17 protein-coding genes are annotated in these 17718 nt (G+C 64.0%); 14 read left to right on the forward strand and 3 right to left on the reverse strand.

Annotation, left to right across the window (positions count from 1 at the left end):
- Positions 1 to 6 precede the first annotated feature (6 nt).
- Positions 7 to 1524: an FGGY-family carbohydrate kinase gene (locus AB4Y36_RS30805; RefSeq protein ID WP_368684995.1), complete on the reverse strand. Its 1518-nt coding sequence runs from the start codon at positions 1522 to 1524 to the stop codon at positions 7 to 9.
- Between the two features lie 181 nt (positions 1525 to 1705).
- Here AB4Y36_RS30805 and AB4Y36_RS30810 point away from each other — a divergent pair, with 181 nt between their 5' ends.
- The 12 genes from AB4Y36_RS30810 to AB4Y36_RS30865 all read left to right on the forward strand — a co-directional run bounded on the left by AB4Y36_RS30810 (position 1706) and on the right by AB4Y36_RS30865 (position 14282).
- Entirely contained in the window at positions 1706 to 2683 is a 978-nt protein-coding gene (locus AB4Y36_RS30810) for a sugar-binding transcriptional regulator (RefSeq protein ID WP_069267203.1), read from the forward strand.
- Complete coding sequence (locus AB4Y36_RS30815) at positions 2683 to 4305, forward strand: FGGY-family carbohydrate kinase (RefSeq protein WP_368684996.1); 1623 nt, start codon at positions 2683 to 2685, stop codon at positions 4303 to 4305. The genes AB4Y36_RS30810 and AB4Y36_RS30815 overlap by 1 nt, the downstream gene beginning before the upstream one ends.
- A gap of 20 nt (positions 4306 to 4325) precedes the next feature.
- Complete coding sequence (locus AB4Y36_RS30820) at positions 4326 to 5834, forward strand: glycerol-3-phosphate dehydrogenase (RefSeq protein ID WP_368684997.1); 1509 nt, start codon at positions 4326 to 4328, stop codon at positions 5832 to 5834.
- A gap of 47 nt (positions 5835 to 5881) precedes the next feature.
- Positions 5882 to 6814 (forward strand): sugar phosphate isomerase/epimerase family protein, encoded by a 933-nt coding sequence (locus tag AB4Y36_RS30825; RefSeq protein ID WP_368684998.1) that lies wholly within the window; start codon positions 5882 to 5884, stop codon positions 6812 to 6814.
- A gap of 9 nt (positions 6815 to 6823) precedes the next feature.
- On the forward strand, positions 6824 to 7849 hold the full coding sequence (locus AB4Y36_RS30830; RefSeq protein WP_368684999.1) for a dihydroxyacetone kinase subunit DhaK: 1026 nt from the start codon (positions 6824 to 6826) through the stop codon (positions 7847 to 7849).
- Entirely contained in the window at positions 7846 to 8499 is a 654-nt protein-coding gene (gene dhaL, locus AB4Y36_RS30835) for a dihydroxyacetone kinase subunit DhaL (RefSeq protein WP_069267207.1), read from the forward strand. The genes AB4Y36_RS30830 and dhaL overlap by 4 nt, the downstream gene beginning before the upstream one ends.
- A gap of 51 nt (positions 8500 to 8550) precedes the next feature.
- Positions 8551 to 9207, forward strand: coding sequence for a DUF2291 family protein (locus tag AB4Y36_RS30840; RefSeq protein ID WP_368685000.1), 657 nt, complete (start codon positions 8551 to 8553; stop codon positions 9205 to 9207).
- On the forward strand, positions 9204 to 10760 hold the full coding sequence (locus AB4Y36_RS30845) for a sugar ABC transporter ATP-binding protein (RefSeq protein WP_342948065.1): 1557 nt from the start codon (positions 9204 to 9206) through the stop codon (positions 10758 to 10760). The genes AB4Y36_RS30840 and AB4Y36_RS30845 overlap by 4 nt, the downstream gene beginning before the upstream one ends.
- Positions 10761 to 10787: 27 nt before the next feature.
- Positions 10788 to 11879 (forward strand): ABC transporter permease, encoded by a 1092-nt coding sequence (locus AB4Y36_RS30850; protein ID WP_069267209.1) that lies wholly within the window; start codon positions 10788 to 10790, stop codon positions 11877 to 11879.
- A 69-nt stretch (positions 11880 to 11948) separates the two neighbouring features.
- Complete coding sequence (locus tag AB4Y36_RS30855) at positions 11949 to 12911, forward strand: D-ribose ABC transporter substrate-binding protein (protein ID WP_368685001.1); 963 nt, start codon at positions 11949 to 11951, stop codon at positions 12909 to 12911.
- A gap of 110 nt (positions 12912 to 13021) precedes the next feature.
- The gene (locus AB4Y36_RS30860) at positions 13022 to 13783 is read left to right on the forward strand and encodes a triose-phosphate isomerase (protein ID WP_069267211.1); all 762 of its coding nucleotides are present in this window, start codon (positions 13022 to 13024) and stop codon (positions 13781 to 13783) included.
- Between the two features lie 43 nt (positions 13784 to 13826).
- Entirely contained in the window at positions 13827 to 14282 is a 456-nt protein-coding gene (locus AB4Y36_RS30865; RefSeq protein ID WP_069267212.1) for an RpiB/LacA/LacB family sugar-phosphate isomerase, read from the forward strand.
- Positions 14283 to 14314: 32 nt separating this feature from the next.
- On the opposite strand, the gene AB4Y36_RS30870 is transcribed toward AB4Y36_RS30865, so the two are convergent.
- Together AB4Y36_RS30870 and AB4Y36_RS30875 are read right to left on the reverse strand one after the other, a co-directional pair.
- Positions 14315 to 14971, reverse strand: a complete 657-nt coding sequence (locus AB4Y36_RS30870; RefSeq protein ID WP_069267213.1) for a methionine ABC transporter permease — start codon at positions 14969 to 14971, stop codon at positions 14315 to 14317.
- 42 nt (positions 14972 to 15013) lie between these two features.
- Complete coding sequence (locus AB4Y36_RS30875) at positions 15014 to 15829, reverse strand: MetQ/NlpA family ABC transporter substrate-binding protein (RefSeq protein WP_069267214.1); 816 nt, start codon at positions 15827 to 15829, stop codon at positions 15014 to 15016.
- A gap of 293 nt (positions 15830 to 16122) precedes the next feature.
- Between AB4Y36_RS30875 and AB4Y36_RS30880 the strand changes: the two genes are divergently transcribed.
- Positions 16123 to 16851: a basic amino acid ABC transporter substrate-binding protein gene (locus AB4Y36_RS30880; protein ID WP_256094936.1), complete on the forward strand. Its 729-nt coding sequence runs from the start codon at positions 16123 to 16125 to the stop codon at positions 16849 to 16851.
- Positions 16852 to 16913: 62 nt separating this feature from the next.
- Positions 16914 to 17696 carry an amino acid ABC transporter permease gene (locus AB4Y36_RS30885; protein ID WP_368685002.1) on the forward strand — a complete coding sequence of 261 codons (783 nt, stop codon included), beginning with the start codon at positions 16914 to 16916 and terminating at the stop codon, positions 17694 to 17696.
- Positions 17697 to 17718: the final 22 nt, after the last annotated feature.

Raw genomic sequence — 17718 nt, forward strand, 5'->3', positions numbered from 1 at the left:
CCCCTTTCAGTGCGCGATGGCCGCATGATCGAGCGCGGGCCACAAAGGCTGCATGGCTGCCGTTAGCCGCGACCAGAGCGCATACGCCTCGTCGAGTTGGCCATGTCGTTGGGTGTCCGGAACGTACGTGTGCGCGACCCGGCACGCGCGCGCGGTCGCTTCGGAAAGCGAGGCGAAAACGCCCACGCTGACACCGGCGCAGAGCGCAGCGCCAAGCGCGCTGGCCTCCCGACTCTCGGGAATATCGATCGCGACGCCGAGGACATCGGCGAATAGCTGGGCAAGCAGGGGACTCGACGAGCCTCCGCCAGTCAGCCCGGCCCGACGCGCAGGAAACGCGCTCGTCAATGCTTCGACGTGCCAACGGTGATTGAACACCATGCCTTCGAGCACGGCCCGCGCCAGATGCGCGCGACGATGCCACGAGCGTATGCCGAAGAACGACGCACTCGCCGGTTGCTCGAACGGCGAGCCGAACAGGAACGGATGAAACATGACCGAACTCGGCTCCGCGAAGGCCGCTTGCACTTCGTCGCCGATCAGGTCGAACAGCGAGCAGCCGCGCCGCGCGGCTTCCTGCGTTTCGTGCTGAAAGAGTTCGCGCAACGCCCAGTCGATGTTGCTCGATGAAGCAGGCGAGATGGACATGTTCATCCACTGGCCGGGGCGCGTGCCATTGCGGCATGACCAGCGCGGATCCCGTTGCGGTCGATCGGAGAGGATTTCGTTGATGCTGAACGTGCCCGCCGTAATCGAAACAACACCCGGCTCGATGTTGCCCATGCCGAGCGCGCTCGACGTGACATCGTGCAGCCCGCAGGCAACCGGCGTGCCTTCCTTCAGCCCGGTCTGCGCGGCGGCCCGCGCGGTGAGCTGGCCGGCGGGCGCTGCCGAAGCGATGATCTGCGGCCGCGCATGACCGATCGACGTCAGGCCGTAGAGCGCCAGGACTTCGTCGCTGTAAGTCTGCGTATCGACATCGGTGAAGGACGAACTCGCTTCGGTCGGATCGGTGGCCGGCACGCCGGTCAGGCATAGACGCAGCCAGTCCTTGCAAAAGAGCACGTGGCCGATCTTCGCAAAGCGCTCTTGCTCGTTGAACTGGATCCACTTCAGCAGGCTCACCGCGGCGTAGGGATAGGGCTGCTGTCCCGTCAGCGTCAGCGCTTTTTCGAGCACGCCTGCCTCACGCCAGCGCTCGGTTACCTCGAATGCGCGACTGTCGAGCGACAGGACACCCGGTCCGAGCGGCGCGCCGGCGCTGTCGACGAGATAGAGCCCGTCGCCGTGCCCGGTCACGCCCACGGCCGCAATCGAGTCCGGCGGAATCTCGTGCAACGCATCGCGGATGGCGCCGCAGGCCGCTGCCCAAACCTCTTGCATGTCCCGTTCGACGTGTCGCGCGCGCGGTTGGCGCTGCTCGACCCGCCGGCTTCCCACCGCGACGGTGCGTCCGGATGTGTCAAAGACGACGGCCTTGGTGGCGGTCGAACCGCTGTCGACGCCGAGTAAATAGCGCTCCATCGTGTCTCCATGCTGTTTTTTGATGCGTTGCAACAGCTTCCTTTCGGCCCATCGAGCAGGCGAAGACCACCCAGGGTTATCGCGGATGGCAGCCGGGGAAAGGAATGCTTACCTTGAGGTCACTGAAATAAATTTCAACACACGAAAAAAATATCACTTTTCGTGGGTGCATGGAGACAACATGACGAAAATCGCCGGAAAGCGTGATGCCGAGGACAGCCTTGCGATACGCGCGGCCTGGTTGCACTACGCAGCCGGGCAGACCCAGGCAGACGTCGCCTCCCGACTCGGCGTGAGCAGCGTCAAGGCGCACCGGTTGATCACGCGCGCCAATCAGAGCGGCGCGATCAAGTTCACGATCGACGGCGATGTCGCCGAGTGCGTCGTGCTCGAAGCCGAACTGGCCCAGCGCTATGGCCTGAGTTATTGCGAAGTGGTGCCGGATCTGCACGAAGGCGACTTGCCGTTGCGTGCGTTGGGGGTCGCGGGGGCGTACTTCCTGCAACGCGAGATCGCGGCGCGCCAGGACGGCGTGATCGGCATCGGACACGGGCGCACGCTCGCCGCCGTGGTCGCGAACATCCCGCGCATGGACGCAGGCACGGTGCGTTTCGTGTCGCTGCTCGGCGGCGTGACGCGCAAGTACACCGCGAATCCGTACGACGTCATCCACAAGCTCGCCGACCAGACGGGCGCGGTGTCGTACGTGCTGCCGCTGCCGTTTTTCGCCAATACCGCGGAGGATCGCGAGGTGCTGCTCTCGCAGCGTGGCGTGCGCGAAGTATTCGATCTCGCGGCGCATGCGGATTTGATGGTAGTCGGCATCGGCTCGGTGGACGAGGACGCGCAGCTTGTCGCTTCGCAGATGATCGAGCCGGCCGAAATCGAGGAAGTGCGCAGCAAGGGCGGCAAGGGCGAACTGCTCGGCCATTTTTTCAGCGACGCCGGCGAATCCGTCGAAACGTCGCTGGCGGCGCGCACGGTCGCGCCTCCGTTGGCCGATCTGACGAGCCGGCGCATCGTGGCCATTGCCGGAGGCGCGTCGAAGATCGCTGCCATCCGCGCCGTCCTGAAGAGCGGACTCCTTAGCGGCTTGATCACCGACGAGGCCACGGCGCTGGCGCTGAATGGCGACCCTGTCGCGACGGAAGCGCCGTGATGGACAAGGTCATGGGCACAGTCACGGGCAACGCGGCACGAGATCTCCTCGTCGGCATCGACGCGGGCACCTCGGTCATCAAGGCCGTGGCCTTCGATTTGTCGGGACGGCAGATTGCCGTGGCCTCGCTGCCCAATCGCTACACGACCAGCGCCGATGGCGCGGCGACCCAGTCGCTGGCGCAAACCTGGGCCGATTGCGCGCAGACCTTGCGCGATCTCGGCGAGCAGGTCGAGGGCCTCGCGCAGCGCACGCAGGCGCTGGCGGTCACGGGCCAGGGCGATGGCACGTGGCTCGTCGGTGCGGACAATCAACCCGCAAGCGACGCCTGGCTGTGGCTCGATGCGCGCGCCGCGAACACGGTGCGCGCCTTGCAGGAAGGCCCCGCAAGTCGCGCGCGCTTCGAGGCGACCGGCACCGGGCTCGCCGCATGCAGCCAGGGCGCGCAGATCGCGCATATGGCCGCGACGATGCCGGACGTGCTGGCGCGCGCCGAAGTCGCGCTGCATTGCAAGGATTGGCTGTATCTCAATCTCACCGGTGTGCGCGCGACCGATCCGTCGGAGGCCAGCTTCACCTACGGCAACTTTCGCACGCGCCGCTACGACGATGCGGTCATCGACGCACTCGGCCTGAGCGCGCGGCGCGGCCTGCTGCCCGAGATCATCGACGGGACCGAACTCACGCATCCCCTCTCTGCGCAGGCCGCAGCCGAGACGGGCCTGCTGGCCGGTACGCCCGTGTCTCTCGGCTTCGTCGATATCGTGCTGACGGCGCTGGGCGCGGGCATCCACACCGAAGGCGCGGCGGGCGCGAGTTGCTCGATCGTCGGCTCGACGGGCATGCACATGCGGGCCATGCGCAACGAGAACGTGCATCTGAACGCGGAAGGCACGGGCTATGTCATCGCGCTGCCGTTGCCGGGCATGTCGGCGCAGGTGCAGTCGAACATGGCGGCCACGCTGAACGTCGACTGGGTGCTCAATCTCGCCTGCGATCTGCTCACGCAGTTCGGCACGAGCCTCTCGCGCAGCGACCGGATCAAATGCATCGACGGCTGGCTGCAGGAAGGGCGGCCGGGCTCGCTGCTGTATCACCCGTATATCTCGGATGCGGGCGAACGCGGGCCGTTTGTCGAGCCCAACGCGCGTGCGGACTTCATTGGACTGACGAGCGAAAGCCGCTATCCGGACCTGGTCCGCGCCGTGGTCGAAGGGCTCGGAATGGCCGCACGCGACTGCTACACGTCGATGGGCATACCCATGCCTGACGAGCTACGCCTGACCGGCGGAGCGACGCGTTCGCGCGCGTTGCGCGGCGTGCTCGGCGCCGTGGTCGGCGCGCCCACGCGGATCTCCACCCGCGAGGAAGCGGGCGCGGCCGGTGCGGCCATGATGGCTGCGGTTGCGCTCGGCGTGTACCCGAACATGAATGCGTGCATCGCCGAATGGGTGACGCCGCTGCTGGGACGGCCCGAGTCGCCCGATGCGGAATTGACCCGCTTGTACGCGCAACTTTTTCCCGCGTATCGCAAGGCACGCGAGGCGCTGGTGCCGACGTGGGCGGAAACGGCCCGATTGCTGAAATCCCGGCATCGGCCAGTTTCCGCAAGCCTCAACTAACGTCGAACATGGAACGTGAGATGAGCGAGAAGGACATGGTGGACCTGTGTGTCATCGGCGGCGGCATCAACGGCGCGGGTATCGCGCGCGATGCGGCGGGCCGCGGGCTGTCGGTAATGCTGTGCGAGAAGGACGATCTCGCGCAGGGCACGTCGTCGCGTTCCGGCAAGCTGGTTCATGGCGGCCTGCGTTATCTGGAGTACTACGAATTCCGGCTCGTGCGCGAGGCGCTGATCGAGCGCGAGGTGCTGCTCAACGCCGCGCCGCACATCATCTGGCCGCTGCGTTTCGTGCTGCCGCACAGTCCCGGCGATCGTCCCGCCTGGCTCGTGCGCACCGGCCTGTTCCTGTACGACCATCTTGGCGGCCGCAAGAAGCTGCCGGGCACGCGCTCGCTCGATCTGTGGCGCAATCCCGAAGGCGCGCCGATCAAGGACGAGTACCGCAAAGGCTTCGAGTATTCCGACTGCTGGGTCGACGACGCGCGCCTCGTGGTGCTCAACGCCGTCGATGCCGCCCGGCGCGGCACCGAAGTGCTCACGCGCACCGCGTTCGTTTCGGCGCGGCGCGAGGGCGGGACGTGGCGCGTGGAACTGCGCGACGCGCGCAACGGCGCGACGCGGGTGGTGAGCGCGCGGGCGCTGGTCAACGCGGCCGGACCCTGGGTTTCCGAAGTGATCGGGCGCGCGGGCGCGCAGTCGACGCGCAAGGTGCGGCTCGTCAAGGGTAGCCATCTCGTCACGCCGAAGTTCTGGGAAGGTCCGCATTCCTACCTCGTGCAGAACCACGACAAGCGCGTGATTTTCATCAACGCGTACGAAGGCGACAAGGCGCTCATCGGGACGACCGACGTCGCCTGGGATGGCGCGCCGGAAACGGTGGCGATCACGAACGACGAGATCGACTATCTGCTCTCGGCGGTAAACCGCTATTTCAAGCATCCGTTGCGCAAGCAGGACATCGTGGAGACATTCTCGGGCGTGCGCCCGCTCTACGACGACGGCAAGGGCAATCCGTCGGCGGTCACGCGCGATTACGTGTTCGACCTCGACGTTGGCGGCGGTGCTCCGCTCCTGAACGTCTTCGGCGGCAAGATCACCACCTTCCGCAAGCTCGCCGAGCACGCGTTGCAAAAGCTGCAGCCGACCTTCCCGAAGATGGGCGCGGACTGGACCGTAGCCGCGACGCTGCCGGGTGGCGACATCGAAGGCGCCGACGTGCCGCGTTTCATGGCGAGACTTCAGGCGCAGTACGAATGGCTGCCGCGTGACCTGTTGCGCTATTACGTGCAGACGCACGGCACGCTGACGGCCCGGGTGATCAACGGCGCGACCTCGCTTGCCGGTCTGGGCCAGCAATTCGGGCCGAGCTTCTATGAGGCGGAGGCACGTTATTTGATGGCTAACGAATGGGCTGAGTCGGCCGACGACATGCTCACGCGGCGCACCAAGCACGGCTTGCACATGAGCGCCGCGCAAAAGGCCGCCTTCGGCGTCTGGCTCGACGGCCTCGTCAGGAAATCCGCGTAAGCAGGCGGGCCCCAATCCCGAGGCAACCCATAGGACACGAGACGAACATGGCATTCACACTCGCACTGAACACGAATCCGCTGGTGAACCGCTTCGCGGAGCCGGCCGACCTGATCGATGCCATTGCGCACGACATGAAGATCCGTGACGTGCAGTTGACTCACGAGTTCATCAATCCGTCGTGGCCGGCAGCAACGACACGCAGGCTGACGCGCGAGATGCGCGCGGCGATGACGCGTACCGGCGTGCGCATCACGTCGGGCATGACGGGGCCATACGGGCGGCTGAATCACTTCGGTCATCCGGATGCCGATGTGCGCCGCTATTACGTCGACTGGTTCAAGACCTTCGCGGATATCACCGCCGACCTGGGCGGCGATTCGATCGGCACGCAGTTCGCCATCTTCACCTACAAGGACTTCGACGACCGGGCGCGCCGCGACGCGCTGATTCAAACCGCGATCGATTGCTGGGCCGAAGTCGCCGAACATGCGAAGGCCGCGGGGCTGAAATACGTGTTCTGGGAACCCATGTCGATCGGCCGCGAGTTCGGCGAGACCATCGCCGCGTGCATGGCGCTGCAGGACAAGCTGAGCGTCGCGAACATGGCGATTCCCATGTGGATGATGGCCGATATCGACCACGGCGACGTCACGAGCCCCAATCCCGACGACTTCGATCCGTATGCGTGGGCGCGCGCCGTGCCGCGGGTGTCGCCGATCATTCACATCAAGCAGTCGCTGATGGACAAGGGCGGTCATCGTCCTTTCACCGCCGAGTTCAACGCGCGCGGCCGCATTCAGCCCGAACCGCTGATCAAGGCGCTGCGCGAAGGCGGTGGACGCGACAACGAGATCTGCCTCGAGCTGTCGTTCAAGGAGCGCGAGCCGACCGACCGCCAGGTCGTCGAGCAGATCGCCGAATCCGTGGCGTTCTGGGCGCCGCATTTCGATTCCGGCGTTGCCGATCTGAATATCTGAGGAGATCCGATGATGCACGGCACGAGGACACAGAAACTGGTCAACGACGGCGACGCCGCCGTCGACGAGATGCTGGAAGGCATCATGGCCGCCCACGGCGATCTGCTCACGCGCAACGACAGTGCGCCGCGCGCGATCGTCGCGCGCAACGGGCCGCGCGCCGGCAAGGTGGCGCTCGTGATCGGCGGCGGATCGGGCCATGAGCCGACGTTTCTGGGCTTCGTCGGCAAGGGGCTGGCCGACGCGGCGGTGATCGGCAACGTCTTCGCGTCGCCGCCGCCGCAACCTGCCGTGGATGCCGCGCTCGCCGCGCATGGCGGCGCGGGCGTGCTGTTCATGTACGGCAACTACGCCGGCGACGTGATGAATTTCGACATGGCCACCGAGATGCTCGAACTCGAGGGCGTCGAGGCGCGCACGGTGCTGACGACCGACGACATCGCCTCGGCGCCGCGCGAGAAGCGCGCAACGCGCCGCGGCGTGGCGGGCAACGTGTTCATCTTCAAGGCGGCGGGCGCCGCTGCCGATCTGATGATGCCGCTCGACGAGGTGGAGCGCGTGGCGCGTCATGCCAACGCGCGCACCTACACATTGGGGGTGGCGCTCGCGCCGTGCTCGCTGCCGCAAACGCGGCGTCCGAACTTCGAGATCGCGGCCGGTGAAATGGAAATCGGCATGGGCATTCACGGCGAGCCGGGCATGCGCCGCGAGACGCTGCGCACGGCCGACGCGATCACCGACGAAATCATGGATGCGATCCTCGCCGAGATGGACGCCGCAAAGGGCGATCGCGTTGCCGTACTCGTGAACTCGCTCGGTTCCACGCCGCTCATGGAACTGTACATCCTCAACCGCCGCGTGGCGCAGCGGCTCAAGGATGCGGGGCTGGTGGTGCATCGCACGCTGGTCGGGCCGCTTTGCACGTCGCTCGAAATGGCGGGCGCGTCGATCACCGTGATGCATCTGGACGATGAACTTCAGCGCCTCATCGATCACCCGTGCGAATGCGCGATGTTTCAGCAGAGGGCTGCATGACGCCCGCGCTGACGACCGCCGATATGGCGCGCCTGTTCCGCGAACTCGCGGACGCCATCGCGAAGGCGCGCGACGAGCTGTGCCGGCTCGATGGCGCGATCGGCGACGCGGACCACGGTATCGCCATGGAGCAGGGCTTCACTGCCGCCTCGAAAGCGATCGAGGTGCTGCCGGCGGACGCCACGCTCGCAGATCAGTTGAACGCGGCGGCCAAGGGTTTCCTGAACGCGGTGGGCGCTTCGTCGGGACCGCTTTATGCCACCGCGTTCATGCGTGCGGCCAAGCTTGCCGGTGCGCGGCAGGCACTGCCACTGAACGAGGCGCCAGGCCTGATCGTCGCGATGGCAGAAGGCATCCGCTCGCGCGGCCGGGCCGAAGTCGGCGAAAAGACCATGGTCGACGCCTGGGCGCCCGCTGCGGAGGCGATCGAACACGGCATGGAGGAGGGCTTGCCGGTGCGCGAGATCATGACGCGCGCGGGCGAGGCAGCAACGGCGGGCGCCGAATCGACGATCGCGATGGTCGCGACCAAGGGTCGGTCGTCGCGTCTCGGTGAACGCAGCATCGGGCACATGGACCCGGGCGCGGCGTCGGCCGCGATGGTGGTGAATGTGATCGTAGAAAACTGGAGGAGACATGGCACGGATTGAATGGGCAGGCGGCCGGCAAAGCCGCGGTACCGACGCAACGGAGGTGAGCCAATGAGCGCCATTGCTCCATCGACGAAGGGTCACGGCGGGCACAAGGCTCGCCTCGTGATCGAAGTGGTGTTGCTGGTGATCTTGCTGGTTGCGATGGCGATGAGCACGAAGGTCGTGAAGATCGGCTCCAGCGCGGACTCGCAGACCCAGGAATTCGAACCGGCCGCCTACGGCAAGAAGCAGTTTCCGAAAACTCAGGCCGCCATCGAAAAGCGCGCAGTCGATGCCGCCACGCTGGACGCGGCCATCGCCAAGGATCAGGACGCGGCGGGCAAGCAGTACGGTGTGGCCGGCGGCGGCGTGGGGCCCGAGATGTCGGTGAAATTCACCGGTGTAGCGGGCAAGGAAGATGCGGGCGTGTACGAAGTGAAGGTGCCGGGTTTGCCTGACTCGCTGGTCGTGCGCGTGCAAACAGGACCGGCAATCAACGGCACGGATCTGCGCGACGCCACCGGCGACATCAGCTTCGGGCAGTTCACCAACCAGATCGACTACCAGAACGCGGGCTACGCGATCAATGCGGAAATGAAGAAAGTGGTCCTGTCGAAAGTCGATACGACCAAACTGACCGGCAAGACCGTCTCGGTCGTCGGCGTATTCCAGCTGATCAATCCGAACGGCTGGCTCGTCACTCCTGTGAAGCTGGACGTCAAATGAGCACCGCGACCCCTATCACGACACCTGCCGCAACGAAGGACGGCGTCCTGCTGTCCGCGCGCAACATCGTCAAGTCTTACGGCGGCGTGCATGCCCTGAAGGGCGTGAATTTCGAGATCCATCGCGGCAAGGTCACGACGCTGTTCGGCGAGAACGGCGCAGGCAAGTCGACCCTGATGAAGATCCTGTCCGGCGTCGAAAAGCCCACGTCGGGTGAGATCGAACTTGACGGCGAGCGGGTCGCCTTCGCCTCGTCGAGCGATGCACGCGATCACGGCATTTCGATCATTCACCAGGAGTTGAGCCTCGCGCCCAATCTGAGCGTGCGCGACAACATCTTCATGGGCCGCGAGCTGCGCACGCCGACCGGCGTGGACTTCGCCGAAGAGGCGCGCCAGACGCAGGCACTGATGGTCGACCTCGAAGAAGAGATCGACCCGATGACGCTGGTCCACGACCTGCGCCTCGGCCAGCAGCAGGTGGTCGAGATCGCACGTGCGCTCTCGGTCGATTCGCGCATCCTCATCATGGACGAGCCGACTTCCGCGCTGAGTGCCTCCGAGGTCGAGGTGCTATTCAAGGTGATTCGCGACCTGACGAGCCGCGGCGTGTCGATCGTGTACATCTCGCACCATCTCGAAGAGGCGTTGCAGGTCACGGACTACGCCGTGGTCCTGCGCGACGGCAGGATCACCGCCACGGCGCAGCGCAAGGACATCGACCTCGGCTGGATCGTGCGCAACATGGTCGGCGAGAATTTCGATCTCGGCTCGCCGCCGACGGGTTACGCGTTCGGCGACGTCGCGCTCGACATCGACGACATCAGCGTCGCCGACGAATCGGGCACGGGCACCTCGGTGGTCGATCATCTGTCGCTCGAGGTGCGCGCGGGCGAGATCGTCTGCATCTACGGCTTGATGGGTGCGGGCCGCACGGAACTGCTCGAAGCGGTGGCCGGCCGCACGCACCTGCCTGTCACGGGCGGCAAGGTGCTGCTCGAAGGCGAGGACATGGCGTCGCTGAGCATTGGCGAGCGCATCGGGAAGGGCCTCGTGCTGGTGCCGGAGGACCGGCAGCGCGATGGCCTCGTGCCGACCATGAGCGTGGGCTCGAACATGTCGCTCGCGAGCATCCGCTCCTTTGTGAAGGGGTTCCTGATGTCGACTGGCGCCGAGCGCGAACTCGTGGGCGAATCGATCCGCAACGTGCACGTCAAGACCTCGGGAGCGGGGGCGTCGATCCGCTCGCTCTCGGGCGGCAATCAGCAAAAGGTGGTGATCGGCAAGATGCTGGCGACCGGGCCGAAAGTCATCCTGCTCGACGAACCCAGCCGCGGCATCGACATCGGCGCGAAAGCGGAGGTGTTTCGCCTGCTCGCGGAGAACGCGAAGCAAGGTCTGGCCGTGGTCTATTCGACTTCGGAAGTCGGGGAGTGTCTGAGCGTCGCGCACCGCATCATCGTCATGCGGCGCGGCAAGATATCGGCCGAATTCGGACCGGATGCCAACAAGGACGACATCATGGCCGCCTCGGGCGAAGCCGTGGTTGTCTGATCGAAGCAATGCCAGGAGACATTCAACATGAACCATGCCGCCAAAACACCGAGATCCAGTCGCTTCGGCGGAGAAGGGCTGGACTTCGGCAAGATCCTGCTCGAAGGACGTGCGTTTTTCGCGCTGATCGCCATCGTCATTATCTTTTCCTTTCTGTCACCAAATTATTTCGCACTAGAAAACTTCCTGACGATGGCCTCGCACGTGGCCATTTACGGGATCCTTGCGATCGGCATGCTGCTCGTGATCATCAACGGAGGGATCGACCTCTCGGTCGGCTCCACGCTCGGACTCTCCGGTGTCGTCGCGGGATTCTTCATGCAGGGCGTGACGCTGAACATGCTCGGCGTCGTGGTGTATCCGCCGGTCTGGGTGGTGGTCGTGCTGTGCTGCGCGCTCGGCGCGCTCATCGGCCTCGTCAACGGGGTTCTGATCGCGCGCTTCCGGGTGCCGGCCTTCGTCGCCACGCTCGGCGTCATGTATGTCGTGCGCGGGTTCGCACTGCTGATGACCAACGGGCTCACCTACAACAACCTCGGTGGACAGGCAGACCTGGGCAATACCGGTTTCGACTGGCTTGGTTTCGACCGGCTGTTCAACGTGCCGGTGGGCGTGCTGATTCTGGTGGCGATCGCAGTGCTCTGCAGCATCATGCTCAATCGCTCGGCATTCGGCCGCTGGCTCTACGCCTCGGGCGGCAATGCCCGCGCGGCGGAACTCTCCGGCGTGCCGGTAAAGCACGTGCAGATCAGCGTGTACATGCTCTCGGGCATCTGCGCGGCGATCGCCGGTCTGATTCTCTCCTCGCAGCTCACCTCCGCCGGTCCGACGGCGGGCACGAGCTACGAGCTGACGGCCATCGCGGCCGTGGTGATCGGAGGCGCGTCGCTGATGGGCGGCACCGGCAATATCCGCGGCACGCTGCTCGGCGCATTCGTGATCGGCTTTCTGTCCGACGGTCTCGTGATCATCGGCATTTCATCTTACTGGCAAACCGTATTCACCGGCGCGGTCATCGTCCTCGCGGTGTTACTGAACGCCATTCAATATCGCCGCCGTGTCAAGCGTCCCGCGCCGACCGGTGGACAACTGGCTTCTTCGCAAGGCGGCAAGGCCTGAGCCATACGGCCGGCAAGCGAGAAGTGAATTGACGCTTTTCACCATCATCCACTGAGGAGGAGACAACTCATGACCTTCAAGACAAAGACCACGATCCTTGCGGCCCTGGCCCTGGCCCTGGCCCTGGCCGCACCCTTGTTCGCCGGACAGGCTCAAGCCGCCGGCCTCATCAGCATCATCGTCAACGATCCTGCGAACCCGTACTGGCTGGCCGAAGGCAACATCGCTTCTGCCGAAGCCAAAAAGCTCGGCTACACCGCGAATGTTTCCGCGTCGAAGGGCGACACGAATACCGAGAGTCAGCAGATCGACACCGCCATCACCAACAAGTCGGTCGCGATCATTCTCGACCCGGCCAACGCGAGCGGTTCGGTTGGCGCCGTGAAGAAGGCGATCGCCGCGAAGATTCCGGTGTTCCTCGTCAATGCGGAAATCAATCAGCCGGGCCTCGCCAAGGCGCAGCTGGTTTCGAACAACGCTCAAGGCGCCGCCCTGGGCGCCCAGCAATGGGTCAAGGACGTCGGCTCGAAAGACAACTACGTCGAACTGCTCGGCGCGCCGTCCGACAACAACGCCGCGACGCGCTCGAACGGCTACAAATCGGTGCTGAGTCAGTATCCGGATCTGAAGATGGTGGGCTCGCAAGTGGCCAACTGGGATCGCACACAAGGTTTCAACGCCACGCAGAGCCTGATGCAGGCGCATCCGGACGTTATCGGTGTCATCAGCGGCAACGACGAAATGGCGCTCGGCGCGATCGCCGCGCTCAAGCAGGCAGGCAAGCTCAAGAGCGTGAAGGTCGGCGGCTTCGACGGTTCGCCCGCAGCAGTCGACGCGGTCAAGGCCGGCGAGTTGCAATACACCGTGCTGCAGCCGGTCGCCGAGTTCTCGGCCAAAGCGGTGCAGGAAGCAGATCAGTACCTGAAAACCGGCAAGACGGGCGCATCGAGCGAGAAGCAGCTGTTTGATTGCGTGCTGATCACCAAGGCGAACGCGTCGAAGTACACCGCGCCGTTCGTGCTGTCGAAGTGAGTTGACTGGCGTATTGATCACTGTGCCGGACTGGCGGGTCGAGCCGCTCCCGCCGGTTCCGGCGCGACATGCGCTGTGAGACGTGAGCGCATAGACGCAACAAGGTAACCATGACTGATTCCCTCTTTTGGGTCGGCACGAGCTGGAAGATGAACAAGACGCTGGCGGAAGCGATCGCTTTTGCCGAGCGCATGTTTGCCAGCCCCGACGACCCGCGAATTCAGTGCTTCGTGATTCCGCCTTTCACCGCGATTCGGGAAGTCAAATCCATTCTTGCGGAGACCGACATCAAGGTCGGCGCGCAAAACATGCATTGGGCCGAGCACGGCGCCTGGACCGGTGAGATAGCGCCGCCGATGCTGGTCGATTGCGGCATGGACCTCGTCGAACTCGGTCATTCCGAACGGCGCGAGCATTTCGGCGAAACTGACGACACCGTTGGCCTCAAGGTCGAGGCGGCCGTGCGCCATGGGCTGACGCCGTTGATCTGTGTTGGCGAGACGCTCGCCGACAAGCAAAGCGGCCGCGCTGCAGAAGTGCTGGCTGGCGAGGTCCGCGCTGCGCTGGCAAGACTCAGTACGGAACAGCGCGCAGCGCCGATTCTGCTCGCGTACGAGCCGGTGTGGGCCATTGGCGAACGTGGTGTTCCCGCCAGCCCCGAGTACGCCGATGCGCGACAGGCGGAAATCATTCAGGTCGCGCAGGCGATTCTCGGCCGCCGCATCCCGTGCCTGTACGGCGGCTCGGTCAACCCCGACAACTGCGCGGAGCTCACCGCCTGCCCGAATATCGACGGGCTCTTCATCGGCCGTTCGGCGTGGGATGTGAGCGGGTATCTGGACATATTGAAGCGCGTCGGGGCAGTGCTCTGACCTCGATGCGGGCTTGCCAACCCTTATTCTCAAGGAGATCGTCATGAAAGTGGCCATTGGAGGCGACAGTGCCGGAGTCGGATTGGCCCGGGTGCTGGCCGACTATCTGAAAGATCGTTTCGACGTTTTCGAAGTGTCGAGCAACGAAGCGAATCCGAACGAGTTTTACGCCAATCTCTCGGACCGCGTGGCGTCGGGCGTGATCAGCGGCGCATATGACCGCGCGATTCTCGTGTGCGGCACCGGCATCGGTGTCAGCATTTCGGCGAACAAGGTGCCGGGCATTCGCGCCGCGCTGTGCCACGACACCTATTCGGCGGAACGCGCGGCGCTCTCGAACAATGCGCAGATCATCACAATGGGTTCGCGCGTGATCGGGCCGGAGGTGGCCAAGGCCATTGCCGACGCGTTTCTGGACAACACGTTCGACGAAAACGGGCGTAGCGCGGGGAACGTCGCGGCGATCAACGAAGTGGATTCGAAATATCACCACCGGTAACTCGACGGATTTCCCAGCGCGGCTGGGTGTCGTCAGCGCTTGCGATCGACACGGCGCGCAAAATACTCGCCGACCAGCTGAATCACCGATACGAGCGCGACCAGAATAAAGATCACGACGATCATCACCTGGGTTTCGTAGCGTTCGTAGCCATAGCGAATCGCCATGTCGCCAAGGCCGCCGCCCCCGACGGCGCCAGCCATCGCCGACATGTCGATCATCGCGATTGCCGTTACCGTGACGCCGCCGAGAATGCCCGGCAGCGCTTCGGGCAACAGCACGTGGTGGACGATCTGGGAGCGTTTGCAGCCCATCGCGCGCGCGGCTTCGATGAGCCCTGGCTCCACACCCCCGAGATTGACCTGGACGATGCGCGCAAAGAACGGAATCAGGTTCGCGCTCAACGGCACGACGGCAGCCCACGCGCCCAGCGTCGTACCGACAATGAAGCGCGTGACCGGCAGCAGTGCAACCAGCAGGATGATGAAGGGGATCGCGCGGAACATGTTGATGGCGGTCGAGAGCGCCTTGTGCAGTAACGGTCGCGGATAAAGTCCGCCTGGTGCGCTCACTGTGAGCACGATCGCGAGCAGCATGCCAGCGACGATCGCGATCAGCATGGAGGCACCCACCATGAGCAGGGTCTGCAGCAGGGCCTGCACGTAGCGGTCAGCCAGGGTTGGCGACATAACGTTTCACCTCGATGGAAGCATGCGCAGGCATGCGCAATATCAGAATGCGGGAATCACCGACCCATTGAAGTGTGTCTGGATAAAGTGTCTGACTTCCTCTGACTGATACGCCTTGACGAGCTTCGGCACCCACGGCGCGTTGCGGTCCTGCTCGCGCACCGCGATGATGTTCACGTAGGGGTTGTGTTCCTTGTGCTCGACGGCGATGCCGTCGCGCGTGGCGTACAGTCCCGCCTCGGACGCCACGTTATTGACGATGGCCGCGGCATCCACGTCGGGCAGCGAGCGCGCCTGGACCAGCGGGTCCGCCTCGACGAAATTCAGCTTGCGGGGGTTGGCGCGCACATCCTGTAGCGAAGCGGTGCCGGTGTAGGGATCGAAGCCGTCGCGCAACGTGATGAGCTTGTGATCGCGCAGGATCACGAGGGCCCGGGTCTGGTTGCTCGGGTCGGCAGGAATGCTGACCGTTGCACCGACAGGAAGCGCCTCGAGCGACTTGTACTTCTTCGAATAGAAGCCGATGGGCGAAATATACGTGTCGCCAGCCGCCACGATCTTGTAGCCGCGCGACTTGACCTGATCGCGCAGATACGGAATGTGCTGGAAGGAATTGGCGTTCAGATCGCCGTTGTTCAGCGCCTCATTCGGGCTCGCGGTACCGCTGATGACGATGGCCTCCACGTCTAGCCCGTCCTTTTTTGCAACCTGCGTGACGACCTCCCAGATTTGCTCGTCTACGCCACCGGCCACGCCCACCTTGAGCGGCGTCGGCGCGCCGGCGGAGTAGGCGGGACCGCTGGCAAACGGCAGCACGAACGCGAGCGCGGCGAGAATGGGCAGAGTGCGTCGAATCATGAAGATGGCTCCGGGGTGAAAGGATGAGTTGATACGCCGGGCCATTATAGGAACGCGGATCTGCGTGGCACTACGAATGGATTGTCGAATGCTAATGACGCGCGGCGGTCCACCTATAGCCAGCAGGCCTGCTTAACGTGACGCGTTACGGTTGCCATGCGCCGCGATCGAAACGGGATGTAGACGAATTTTGGCTGATAGGCTTTTTAGTGGTTTGCTATATACTTTTCCAACTTTTCTTGTCCCGGGGCGACGACGCTGTGAAAAAAATCCTCCTCACCCTTGCCGCCTCGGTGGCAGCCTGTGCCATCTGGTCGGTCGCCGCGCACGCGGAAGACCGCGAGCTGGTTGTGGCATCGAGCGCGACCTATACACCGTTCGCGTTTGAAAACAAGGACAAGCAGATCGTAGGCTTTGACATCGACATCATCGACGCGATCGCGAGGCAGCAGCATATGAAACTGCGTATCGTGAACACGCCGTTCACGAGCATCTTCGCGTCGCTCAACAATGGCGACGTGGACCTGGTCATCTCCGGCGTCACGATCAACGATAAGCGTAAGCAGAGTTTTGACTTCTCGGCGCCGTATTTCGACGCACGCCAGTTGATCGCGGTGCCGAAGAACAGTCCCGTGAAGTCGTTGAAGGACCTGGATGGCAAGAAGGTCTCCGTGGTGAGCGGTTCCACGGCCGACGATGTCATGAGCCGTGAGGTGGGCAAGACCAACCCGAATATCCGACGTTTCGAGAGCACGCCGCTGATCATTTCCGAACTCGCCTCAGGTGGTGTAGACGCGGCAATTGGCGACAACGGTGTCATTGCGTACCGGGTATCGCAGAATCCTGGCCTCAAGACCGTGGAAGACGCGAATTTCCCCAAGGAATACTACGGAATCGTGGTCCGCAAAGGCGACAAGGCCCTGCTGGACAAGATTAACGCCGGGTTGGCTGCGATCCGCGCAGATGGCAGCTACAACGTGATCTACAAGAAGTGGTTCAACCAGGACTTCAAGCCGCAATAATGGCGTGATGCACCGGCGCGCGCCGGGCCCGCCCGCGCTTCAGCCTTTTATTGAAAGCGAGCATGGAAGACAGCAATCCGGTCATGTGGTTCGGCTGGTTCCGCCCGGACATCCTGGTGGAGTACAGGCAACTGTTCTGGGAGGGGGCGTTGGTCACCGTTGGCACAACGGTGACCTGCGTGCTGATGGGCTGCGCCTTGGGCCTCTTGTTGGCGCTCGCGCGGCTTGCCGACGCGAGGCATCAGCCGTGGCGGGCGGCGTGCAAATATGTGCTGCGCTGGCCGTCTACGGCTTATGTGAGTTTCTTTCGCGGCACGCCGTTGTTCGTGCAGATCTTGCTGATGCATTTCGCGGTGATGCCGGTGTTCATCCATCCGGTGCACGGGCTGTTGATCAGCGGCGATCTGGCTCGAACCTTGAAGCAGAATCACGGGGCGCTGATCTCCGGCGTAGCGGCGCTGACGCTGAATTCCAGCGCCTATATCTCCGAGGTGTTTCGCGCAGGCATCCAGTCGATTGCGATCGGCCAGAGGCAGGCGGGCCAATCGCTGGGCATGACGCACGGACAGATGATGCGTTATGTTGTGATCCCCCAAGCCTTCCGGCGCATGCTGCCTCCACTGGGCAACAACGTGATATCGCTGCTCAAGGACACGTCGTTGATCTCGGCAATCGGTCTCGGTGAGATGGCCTACGCTGCACGCACAGTGGCCGGCGCTTACGGCCGCTATTGGGAGCCTTACCTGGCGATTGCCGCAGCATACTGGCTGATGACGTTGGCGCTGACAATGGGCCTGCGCAGGCTGGAGGATCACCTGGCGCGAACCGATCACGTCGCACGGTAACGCGATAGCTAAAGACTGAAGG

The sequence above is a fragment of the Paraburkholderia sp. BR10936 genome (genome assembly GCF_040965735.1).
Classification (GTDB): domain Bacteria; phylum Pseudomonadota; class Gammaproteobacteria; order Burkholderiales; family Burkholderiaceae; genus Paraburkholderia; species Paraburkholderia nodosa_A.

Excerpts from the sequence above, each read along its gene's own strand:
- AB4Y36_RS30840 (WP_368685000.1), top strand. The coding sequence starts at position 8,551 with ATGAGCGCCATTGCTCCATCGACGAAGGGTCACGGCGGGCACAAGGCT.
- AB4Y36_RS30875 (WP_069267214.1), bottom strand. The coding sequence starts at position 15,829 with ATGATTCGACGCACTCTGCCCATTCTCGCCGCGCTCGCGTTCGTGCTG.
- AB4Y36_RS30820 (WP_368684997.1), top strand. The coding sequence starts at position 4,326 with ATGAGCGAGAAGGACATGGTGGACCTGTGTGTCATCGGCGGCGGCATC.
- AB4Y36_RS30885 (WP_368685002.1), top strand. The coding sequence starts at position 16,914 with ATGGAAGACAGCAATCCGGTCATGTGGTTCGGCTGGTTCCGCCCGGAC.
- AB4Y36_RS30845 (WP_342948065.1), top strand. The coding sequence starts at position 9,204 with ATGAGCACCGCGACCCCTATCACGACACCTGCCGCAACGAAGGACGGC.
- AB4Y36_RS30870 (WP_069267213.1), bottom strand. The coding sequence starts at position 14,971 with ATGTCGCCAACCCTGGCTGACCGCTACGTGCAGGCCCTGCTGCAGACC.
- AB4Y36_RS30865 (WP_069267212.1), top strand. The coding sequence starts at position 13,827 with ATGAAAGTGGCCATTGGAGGCGACAGTGCCGGAGTCGGATTGGCCCGG.
- AB4Y36_RS30805 (WP_368684995.1), bottom strand. The coding sequence starts at position 1,524 with ATGGAGCGCTATTTACTCGGCGTCGACAGCGGTTCGACCGCCACCAAG.
- AB4Y36_RS30860 (WP_069267211.1), top strand. The coding sequence starts at position 13,022 with ATGACTGATTCCCTCTTTTGGGTCGGCACGAGCTGGAAGATGAACAAG.
- AB4Y36_RS30855 (WP_368685001.1), top strand. The coding sequence starts at position 11,949 with ATGACCTTCAAGACAAAGACCACGATCCTTGCGGCCCTGGCCCTGGCC.
- AB4Y36_RS30815 (WP_368684996.1), top strand. The coding sequence starts at position 2,683 with ATGGACAAGGTCATGGGCACAGTCACGGGCAACGCGGCACGAGATCTC.
- AB4Y36_RS30810 (WP_069267203.1), top strand. The coding sequence starts at position 1,706 with ATGACGAAAATCGCCGGAAAGCGTGATGCCGAGGACAGCCTTGCGATA.
- dhaL (WP_069267207.1), top strand. The coding sequence starts at position 7,846 with ATGACGCCCGCGCTGACGACCGCCGATATGGCGCGCCTGTTCCGCGAA.
- AB4Y36_RS30830 (WP_368684999.1), top strand. The coding sequence starts at position 6,824 with ATGATGCACGGCACGAGGACACAGAAACTGGTCAACGACGGCGACGCC.
- AB4Y36_RS30850 (WP_069267209.1), top strand. The coding sequence starts at position 10,788 with ATGAACCATGCCGCCAAAACACCGAGATCCAGTCGCTTCGGCGGAGAA.
- AB4Y36_RS30825 (WP_368684998.1), top strand. The coding sequence starts at position 5,882 with ATGGCATTCACACTCGCACTGAACACGAATCCGCTGGTGAACCGCTTC.